9 protein-coding genes are annotated in these 9291 nt (G+C 62.5%); 6 read left to right on the forward strand and 3 right to left on the reverse strand.

Translation table 11 applies throughout. The features are described 5' to 3' along the window. Positions 1 to 218 precede the first annotated feature (218 nt). The 5 genes from ASC78_RS27070 to ASC78_RS14270 all read left to right on the forward strand — a co-directional run bounded on the left by ASC78_RS27070 (position 219) and on the right by ASC78_RS14270 (position 4507). On the forward strand, positions 219 to 935 hold the full coding sequence (locus tag ASC78_RS27070; RefSeq protein ID WP_082517532.1) for an SIR2 family NAD-dependent protein deacylase: 717 nt from the start codon (positions 219 to 221) through the stop codon (positions 933 to 935). 89 nt (positions 936 to 1024) lie between these two features. Continuing rightward, positions 1025 to 1858 (forward strand): tetratricopeptide repeat protein, encoded by an 834-nt coding sequence (locus ASC78_RS14260; protein ID WP_055802437.1) that lies wholly within the window; start codon positions 1025 to 1027, stop codon positions 1856 to 1858. Between the two features lie 290 nt (positions 1859 to 2148). Continuing rightward, positions 2149 to 2667, forward strand: coding sequence for a hypothetical protein (locus ASC78_RS27455; protein WP_157634453.1), 519 nt, complete (start codon positions 2149 to 2151; stop codon positions 2665 to 2667). A 559-nt stretch (positions 2668 to 3226) separates the two neighbouring features. Then, positions 3227 to 4093: an NmrA family NAD(P)-binding protein gene (locus ASC78_RS14265; protein ID WP_055802440.1), complete on the forward strand. Its 867-nt coding sequence runs from the start codon at positions 3227 to 3229 to the stop codon at positions 4091 to 4093. 18 nt (positions 4094 to 4111) lie between these two features. Next, entirely contained in the window at positions 4112 to 4507 is a 396-nt protein-coding gene (locus tag ASC78_RS14270; RefSeq protein ID WP_055802441.1) for a tautomerase family protein, read from the forward strand. Positions 4508 to 4606: 99 nt separating this feature from the next. Here ASC78_RS14270 and ASC78_RS14275 read toward each other — a convergent pair whose 3' ends face one another. From ASC78_RS14275 to ASC78_RS14285, 3 genes are read right to left on the reverse strand one after another with little or no spacing between them, the layout of a single operon-like run. After that, the gene (locus ASC78_RS14275) at positions 4607 to 6226 is read right to left on the reverse strand and encodes an ABC transporter substrate-binding protein (RefSeq protein WP_055802443.1); all 1620 of its coding nucleotides are present in this window, start codon (positions 6224 to 6226) and stop codon (positions 4607 to 4609) included. A 36-nt stretch (positions 6227 to 6262) separates the two neighbouring features. Continuing rightward, the gene (locus ASC78_RS14280) at positions 6263 to 7540 is read right to left on the reverse strand and encodes an NAD(P)/FAD-dependent oxidoreductase (protein ID WP_055802448.1); all 1278 of its coding nucleotides are present in this window, start codon (positions 7538 to 7540) and stop codon (positions 6263 to 6265) included. Positions 7541 to 7583: 43 nt separating this feature from the next. Beyond that, on the reverse strand, positions 7584 to 8477 hold the full coding sequence (locus ASC78_RS14285; protein WP_055802444.1) for a GNAT family N-acetyltransferase: 894 nt from the start codon (positions 8475 to 8477) through the stop codon (positions 7584 to 7586). A 158-nt stretch (positions 8478 to 8635) separates the two neighbouring features. Between ASC78_RS14285 and ASC78_RS14290 the strand changes: the two genes are divergently transcribed. Beyond that, a partial coding sequence (locus ASC78_RS14290; protein WP_055802446.1) for a LysR family transcriptional regulator occupies positions 8636 to 9291 on the forward strand: 656 nt, incomplete at its 3' end.

Consider the following 9291-nt stretch of genomic DNA (forward strand, 5'->3'; position numbering starts at 1 on the left):
GAAGCTGAGGCAAACTATTACCGGCAACTCGCCAGTCAGATCGCCACGGTGGTGGCATGACTTAAACCAACCGGCCTCCATGAAAGCCGGGGCGATTCATAACGTCTGGTATCGACAGCGACCAATTTCCACTTTAGCCGCTTTGCGCCGGCCGTGCGTGGGGCCACAGTCGGCCACAACCAGACGTTCACGACAGGGGTTAAAGCCCGCCAGATCGAATGAAACCAGAGGTTCAGTTCAACAAAATAGTCGTCTTTTCCGGCTCGGGTGTCAGCGCCGAGAGTGGCCTGCCTACTTTTCGGGACTCCAACGGTCTTTGGAATTCGTATTCCTGGGAGGATGTGTCAAGCCCGCAAGGCTGGAAGCGCAATCCGGAGGCAGTGCTTGCGTTCTACAACGAGCGACGACTCAAGGCTTGGCACGCAGTCCCAAACGCTGCCCATCAGGCAATCGCATCCTTGGAGGCCTCCTACGATGTAGTCGTCATCACACAGAATGTTGATGAACTTCACGAACGTGCCGGCTCGACCACCGTAGTTCACGTTCACGGCCAGATCGCCTATGCAAGGGGTACTTCCGAAGCACGCAAGCGCTATCGAATGGAGGGCTTGCCGATCTCCATGGGTCAACTTTGCGATGACGGAACTCAACTCCGACCCGATGTGGTTTGGTTTGGAGAGAACGTCCAGTTCCTTGAAGAAGCTCGGGCACACATATCGAGTGCTGGAAAGGTTCTCGTAGTAGGCACGTCTCTCTCGGTCTTCCCTGTTGCTTCTTTGGTAAAGGCAGCCAGAGGTAGAGCAGAAAAAGTGCTCGTCTCGTTGAACGTGGAAAAGCCGCCTTACGGCTACACGTGCCTCCGGGGGAAAGCCACTGAAGTGATTCCTGCGTTGACTACCAAGTGGCTCGCTGAGGCCAACCGCGGTTCGGGTTAAGAACTTATTTCACCAAGGGTGCTTCGGCTACTCGGCCGGATGCAGACGGTCGAAGCCGTGCCAAAGCGAACCCATCGTCCCTTAATTTCATGCTCCTTCCTTCGCGAATTTCAGAGATAAGCGTTGACTATGAATGGCGCTACAAGACGCCATACCCGCCACTGGGATTTCTACCCTGCACAGAGGGGGCACTCGGCAATGGCGATTCATTTGGCCTCTACTGGCCCATCGGGCTGGAAGCGGAAGAGCCGCTCGTGGTCGAGACATGGCACGATTCATGGCAGATTCAGCCGACGTATTCGTCGCTGCCCTCTTTTTTGGGCGCACTAAAGGGTGCAGAGGACGAGTACCCCGAACCGCCCTCGCTTGAAGAGGATGGGCGTTCTCCACGTGCTCTTTTCTTTGAGGCAAAGCAGAAGGTTCAGTCGGGGGCTGTAGATGACGCCGTAGCGCTCTTGGAGCGAGCACTTGATGTGCTCCCTGAGTACACGGAAGCACTCTGCCTCTTGTGGGCGCAGTACGTTCGACAGGGCCGAATAGAAGAAGCGCGTGTCGTTGCGGTCAAGGCGATCATTGCCCCGCCATCGTTTGGCCAGCGTGCGATAAAACAACTCAGATGGTTGCAAGGGCAACACGATGCGCCGCAGCTAGCGGATGACCCCATCTGGCAAGCCCGTGCTGACCTCAAACTGTCTTACGGAGGCGCGAAGGTAAACGGGGACTACGCCATCTACCGAGCCGCCATTCAAGCCTACCTAAGTGCATCGCGATTCGTTGAGGCCTGCACTCTCATGCAGACCTATGGTGAGTTGATGCATGCAGAGACGATTTCCTTTCAGGAGCGCGAAGGCTTCGTACGCCTCGACTACGTAGCGGAACAAATCGCTGCGAGCGGTAAGCTGCCGAATGGGCCAAGGGCATAGGACGTTGCGGACTCGTGCTCGCAAGCCGGGCCACAACCGTTAGGGCTGGCTGTCCGCTCTAGGCTATTGCGACTGGCTGCTCAAGGTCCCAGAGCTCAGAGGCTGCGGCCGGCTACAGTCGGCCAAGACCGGACCTTCCAAGGCCCATCGAGTCTTCAGGATTTGTACTGATGACCGGCGTGCTTCACAGAGACTTCACGGAGTGAGCACGCAACGAGGTCAATCTCAGAGACCGAACCATCAAATGCTTGGGGCCGACCGTGTGGGTCCAGGCAGCACGGAGAGCAGACATGACTACAAAGCAGAGTAGAGGCGCTTTCATCTCGGTCTTCGCCTCCATCGCTCTGATCCTTTTATCTGGAGCGGCCGGTGCATCCCAAGCTATTGGTGGATGGTGGGTTGGTGAGGGCGGCAAGCTCACTGTCAATGGAGCGCCATTCGATTTCGGAGAAGCTTGGTACGTGGTGACAAAGGGGCGCTCTGCGTGCGCGATACAGTCCACTTCTTTCGGCGGGCGGTTGACGCATATCAGGGCCTGGGATGGCGCAGTTGATGGCGGGAAGGTGGCCGTACATCGCGGCACAATCATTAGAGGCGAATTTGCCGACGCGCTAGAACTGGCCTCTGTAGCGTCTTCGGCGCATTTGTTCATGGGGTCTGAGAATCTTGTTCTCAAGTTTGAGTACACCAAATATGAGCCTGGTCGTCTCGAAGTGCTCGAGCGGCATGTTGCGAGCCCCCCAGCAGACGTTCTCGCTGCATTGCGACACTGCAAGTTTCCGGCTGCGCCGCGCCTCCGAGCTATGTGAATGCTGACGCCACAGCAACGCTCTCGCAGCCGAGCGTTCCAGCCGAGTACGAGCCGCTCTGATTCGCGGCTTTGAATTCTCGCTCCCCCGTGAAAACTGACGCAAGAGCCGCAACGAACTCCTCGTTCTGAGCCACTTGAAGGAACTCGTCGGGGTCCTGGCACATGGCTGAGTCTGAGTAGTCAGTGCTGCGCAAGCAGCGTCGCTGTTTGGGCTGTTGACACAGTGCTTGCCGCAAATCTCCAGCAGAGGCGGTTGCATGCATGTCCCGTTGGCCGCTTTGGAGCAAGGGGAATGTCGGCTTTGGGCCCAAAGCGGCCGTGCGGAATTCTCCAAAGCCGCCCCTCGTTTCGAGCAAGCCGAAGCTACTCGGCAGTTTCACTCCGGGGGTCTGCAGATGGTGGCGAGTTACGTTTCCAGGGTCCGGGCATCACGTCGCTGCGTGCACCGAGCCCCGGTGCAAGCAGACCACTGGTTGTCGAATCACGCCTACAGACGAGCCGCCCCTTAGCCACAAAGCTATCCGTTCCTACACACGCGACGAACAGGAGAAGCGCAGATGTACGTCATCATGGGTGGAACGGGTCATGTCGGCTCGGCGACAGCGGCAGCGCTGCTTGCGCGCGGCGAACAGGTAGCGATCGTCACGCATGACGCGAACCGCGCTGGGGCGCGGCTCGTTGAAGGTGCCGAAATCGTGGAGGCGAACGTCAACGAAGTGGCGTCACTGCGCGCTGCATTCCGGCGCGGTCGTCGTGCCTTCCTGCTCAACCCGAACGCCGATACGTCTGCGGACACCGATGCAGTCGAGAGGCGAACGGTCGCGAACATACTTTCCGCGCTGGACGGATCGGGGCTGGAGAAGGTCGTCGCGGCATCGACCGGTGGCGCGCAGCCCGGCGATCGCATTGGCGACCTCAACGTCCTGTGGGAGCTCGAAGAAGGGCTGCGGCGGCAACCGATCCCCGCGGCGATCAACCGTGGCGCGTACTACATGAGCAACTGGGACGGCCAGCTCGACGCTGTTCGCAAGACTGGAACGCTGCAGACGATGTACCCCGCCGATTTGCTCATTCCGATGGTCGCGCCGCTCGACTTGGGCGAGATCGCAGCGCAGAGATTGGTGTCTACGCTGGACGACATCGGCATCCGATATGTAGGGGGCCCGAGACGGTATTCCTCGGCGGACGTGGCGAAGGCCTTCTCGCAGGCGCTTGGCGCGCCCGTGGGCGTCGATGTCATCCCGCGCGACGAGTGGAAAGAGGCGTTCCAGGGCCTCGGCTTCTCCGAGGCTGCTGCGGACTCCTACGCGCGCATGACAGCGGTCAGCCTTGACGGCGGCTTCGACATGCCCGACGACGCGCTGCGGGGCGCGACGACTCTCGAGGCCTATATCCGCGACCTGCTTTCGAAAGCCGAGCATTAGATTTTCCAAGGAGATCCTGTGCCTTACCTGCAACTCGACGTCAACGACAGCTATCCCGAGGACTTGAAGCAACAGCTCGCGGCTCGGATGTGCGAGACCTATGCTTCGACGATGAGCGTTGATATTCGGCGGATATCCGTAGCAATTCGGGAATTGGGCGCAGGCGGTATCTGGCGCATCGCCGAAGTGGGCAAGGTTCCTGTTCCCGTTTCCTTGCTGATGTTGGACATCCGCCGGGGCCGGCCAGCCGAACTTCGGATGGCGGTAGCCAAAGCGTTGTGCGCTCATTGCATCGAGCTGCTGGGCCTGCGTGAGGACCGATTGAACGTCGAGTTCACTCAGCACGATGGCGACGAGATGTACCACCCCACACTGGGTGGCTTCAGCCCAGACTGGAAGCCAGGAGAAGCCTGAGACCGACACTCGTTCAAATGATCGGTACTGGCCGAGTGCGGCCGTATCGGTCGCATTCTGCCGTGTCTGCCGCCTGCGCAGGTGGCCAACCCAGCAATGTCATGCTTCCAGCCAGACGTGTTCGGCGAAGCTGGAGCCCATCATCCCGCCGAGCGGAATCTGCGACAGGCCCTTGAGCTTGCTGGTGTGCCCATCGATGCTGGAGAGGAACATCGGGATCCCGATGCCGCCTTCGTTGTGGATCAGCACCTGCATGTCCGCATACATCTGCGTGCGCTTGGCCGCGTCGGTTTCGCCGCGCGCGGCCACTAGCAACTGATCGAATTTCTCGTTCTTCCAGCCCGCTTCGTTCCAAGGCGCATCGGACTTGAAGAACAAGGTCAGCGCCAGGTCGGCGCTGGGGCGCGTGTTGACGTTGCCGAAGCCCACCGGGTGCTTCATCCAGTGCGTCGACCAGTACCCGTCGGCAGGCATGCGCTTGACCTCCAGATTCAGTCCGATCTGCTGGGCAGCCTGCTGCAGCAGCAGCGTCATTTCCACCGAGTTGGCCGCGGCGGGCGAGACCACCACCGGCACGGGGTTGCTGCCCAGGTTGGCCTTTTGAAGGTGCCACTTGGCCTTCTCGGGATCGTACGCACGCTGCGGCAGGCCCTTGAAGTGGAAGCGGCTGGTCGGGCCGATGGGTTGGTCGTTGGCCACCACGCCATAGCCCTGCGCGATGGTCTTGAGCATCTGCTCGCGATTGAACAGGTGCTTCATGGCCAGCACGAAATCCGGGTTGGAGCCCGGGCTGCGATCGAACCGCATGATCAAGTCCGTGTACGAGACTGCCTTGGACTCGAAGATCGCGTGCTGGCCGGTGGCCTTCACGCGTTCGACCGAACGCGGGTCGACCGCGCTGATCAAGTCCAGCTGGCCGCCAAGCAGCGCGTTGACGCGCGCCGACTCATCGGTGATGGCCAGGAACTCGATTTCGTCCAGATACGGACGGTTCGGCTTCCAGTAGTTCTCGTTGCGCACGGCGATGGAGCGCACGCCGGGCTTGAACTCCTTGAGCTTGTAGGGGCCGGTGCCGATGCCGGCACTGAAGTCGGTCGTGCCTTCCTTGACGATGTGGAAGTGGTAGGTGCCCAGGATCACGGGCAGGTCGGCATTGGGAGAGGTCAGGCGGAAGGTCACCTCGTTGGGGCCGGTCGCGGTCACTTGTTCGATCTGGTCGGCCAGGACCTTGGCCTTCGACGCGGTCGCAGGGTCCTTGTGCCGCATGATCGAGAACACCACGTCGGCCGGCGTCAGCGGCTTGCCGTCGTGGAAGCTCACGCCCTTGCGCAGCTTGAAGACCCATGTCTTGGCATCCTTGGTCGTGAACTCCTCGGCCAGTTGCGGCTGCGCGGCGAGGTTGCCGTCCAGGTAAGTCAGGCCGTTGTAGAACATGAAGCCGCGGGCGTAGTCGGTGCCGTTGGCCTGCTTGGCGGGATCGAGCGTGTCGTTCACGCCCGAAGAGGTGCCCGCGACCCGAATGCGGCCGCCCTTGCGCGGCGTCTGCGCATTTGCCGCGGTGGCCAGCGATGCGACGCCGCCCGCCAGCGTGGCCTGCATGCCGCCGGCCATCAGCATCGCCAGCACGTCGCGGCGGCTGGCGCCGCGCTGCAGCTGACCCATCAGGCGCGTGCTTTCCTCGGCGCCGATCAGGCCGTTGAGGTTCTTGTGCTCGTTCATGGTTGATTCCTCGATTGATGAGTGGCGAGATGGGCTTCAGGCGAACTTGTCCTTGAGCCGGTAATAGGCCCCTACCAGCGGCAGGAACCATGGGGGGCCGACATGACCTGGGATCGCGGGCCAGTCGAAGTCTTTCCAGGGATTGAGTTCGGCGCGCCCGTCCATGACCTCGGCCATGATCGTCCCCATCAGGGTCGACATCTGGGTGCCGTGGCCGCTATATCCCATCGAGTAGTAGATGCCGTTGCGCTCGCCGGCCCGCGGCAGGCGGTCACGCGTCATGTCGACCATGCCGCCCCAGCAATAGTCGATGCGTGCGGCGCGCAGCTCGGGGAAGACCTCGTGCAGCGCGGCCTTGAGGATTGCGCCGCTCTTCTCGTCCGAGTTCGGGTTGGAGACGGCGAAGCGCGCACGCCCACCGAAGAGCAGCCGGTTGTCGGGCGTCGTTCGGAAGTAGTTGACCAGGTTCTTCGTATCGACCGCCATCCGGCGCCGCGGCAACAGCCGGTCGAGCGTCTCTGTCGGCAGGGGCTCGGTGACGATCAGGAACGCGCCGACCGGCACGATGCGGCGCCGGATCCAACCCAGTGGCCCTGTCTGCGAGGTTCCGCTCGCCAGCAGAACCTGCTTGGCGTGGAGCCGACCCTTCGGCGTTTCGATCTGGTGCCCTCCGCCGGGGACCGGTCGCAGGCCGGTCATTGGCGCATGCTCGTGGATCTCCACGCCGCGACGGGCGGCCGCTTCGCCCAAGCCGCGCACGAAGCGCCCGACATGCATGCCGGCGCCTTTGCGGTAGATCAGTCCGCCATAGAAGCGGTCCGACCCGACCTCGCGGGCCATCTCGGCGCGGCTCACCATCTCCGTGTCGGGGTCGACGTTGGCCGCCAGCAGTTCCTGGCTGCGCGCCAGCTTGTCGTAGTGCTCGGGCTTGGCCGCCAACTTGATCTTGCCAACGCGCGCGAAGCTGCAGTCGATCTTCTCTTCCGCTACCAGGCGCTCGACCATATCGACGCCAGCATCGAAGGCCCGATAAAGCCTGTTGGCAACCTCCTTGCCGAGTTTGGCCGACATCATCCCGTAGTCCTGCGCAAAGCCGTTGTTGCACATGCCGCCGTTGCGACCCGAGGCGGCGTTCCCGATGGTCTCGGCTTCCAGGAGCACGACGCGCGCCCCCTTCTTGGCAAGCGCCAGCGCAGCCGAACAGCCGGTCAGGCCGCCGCCGATCACCGCCACGTCGCAGCTACCCTGCACCGGTCCTGCAGTGGCACTGCGGAAAGGCTCCGAGGTGTCCAGCCAATACGAGGCCAGCTTCATGGCTGCCATTCCGGCGTCTTCGAGCGCGTCATCGTGATGTCTCCTAGTTGAACGACTGGTTGGCCACCGCGAACATGCGTGCCGGCCCCGCCGGTGGGTTCTGCGGCCCCTTGACCATGGTGGTGGCGTCACTGACCTGGTGCAGGCCGATGCTGTCGAGCCAGTCCCCGAGCTGCGAGGTGGCCTCGGTGTCGACGCGCACGAAGACCTGGCCGAGACGTGCGAGCGCGGCTTCGATCAAGGCGCGCGCATCGGCCGCACTTTCGGCGACCACCGGACCGATGACGTGTCCGCGTCCGAAGAGGCGTGAAATGGCATAGCCGCGCGGCTCGCCATCACGCACGAGCACGTGGCCGTCGCCGACCTGGATGAGCCGATCCAACATCTGCCGCCTGGCCCAGCCGGAGGCCTCCAGGTCCAGACGCGCGACCACCTCGACGTCCGATGGCACCATTGCCCTGACCAGGCTGGTCGGTGGCGCCTGGTGGCGCTCGTGGGGAATGCCTTGATGCTGCTGGATGACACCAGTGCGGACAAAGCCGCGCCTTTCATAAAGCGCCAGGCCTTCGGCCGTCGAGTTGAGCGTGATGGTCCGCGGGTGCGCCGCTGCCAGCAGCGCATCCATCAGCCGCGCCCCGTAGCCACGCCCTTGGGCAGACTTGGAGACGATGATCATCCCGCATGACGCTTGGTCGTCGCCGTAGGGCCACCAGGCCGCAGTCGCGATCACGTTACCGGCGCGGTCGCAGAGCACGAAGCCCCGGCCGAGCTCGAGCGCGATGGCCCAGTCCTCGAGCCGGTAGGGCCAGGACATTTCCTGCGAGAGCTGGAGGGCGCCTTCCAGGTGTTCCGTGGCAAACGGAATCAGCACCACGTCGTCGTCGCGCACCGCGATGGCCTGGTGCGAGGCTTGCGCAACAGCTTGCGTCTGCTTCATGGCTGGGGCTTGGACCAATGTCGTGCTCCGAGTGTGCTTGTCCGATGCGGCCTGCGGGATGCGGACCGGCACCGACCAAGTCAGATGGCCGGATGTTGCGCCTGATCGATTGAACCTACAATTTATCGAACCTGCATAGCGAGTTAAGGCTCCACTAAATGATCAGCTCTGAGGATCTGCGCTTCTTCAACGTGCTGGCCCAGTCCGCGTCGCTCGCTGAAGCGGCCCGCAAAATGGACGTCACGCCGCCGGCCGTCACCCAGCGCCTGCAAGCGCTGGAAGCACGGATTGGCATCCGGCTGATCGACCGTTCCGGGCGCAGGATGGTCCTCACGGATGAAGGCGATCTGGTCGCATCGCACGGGACGATCGTGGCCGAGGCGATGGAGGCGCTGTCCGAGGCATTGGCCAATCGCAAGAAGGCCGTCAGCGGGCATCTGCGTGTAGCCGCCCCGCATGGCTTTGGCCGGCTGCATGTCGCACCCGTGGTCGATGCGTTTGCAAAAGCGCATCCTGGCGTGACGGTCACCCTGGACCTTGCCGACCATCCCGGTGCGCACCTGGTCGAGAGCAGCGACGTCATCGTCCACATCGGACCGCCTGGCGCCCAGAATCAGATCGTCACGACGCTGGCACCGAACCGACGCATCCTCTGCGCGAGCCCGGACTATCTCGCCGGTGCTTCGCCGATTCAGTCGCCGTCAGACTTGCTGCGGCATCGGTGCCTGGTGGTGAGGGAGAACGACGAGGACGTCACGCTGTGGCGCTTCGTGCACGCTTCGCGCGAGCCGGAGACCGTCCGCATCCGTCCCAC

The sequence above is a fragment of the Variovorax sp. Root318D1 genome, from assembly GCF_001424835.1.
In the GTDB taxonomy this organism is placed as follows: Bacteria; Pseudomonadota; Gammaproteobacteria; order Burkholderiales; family Burkholderiaceae_C; genus Variovorax.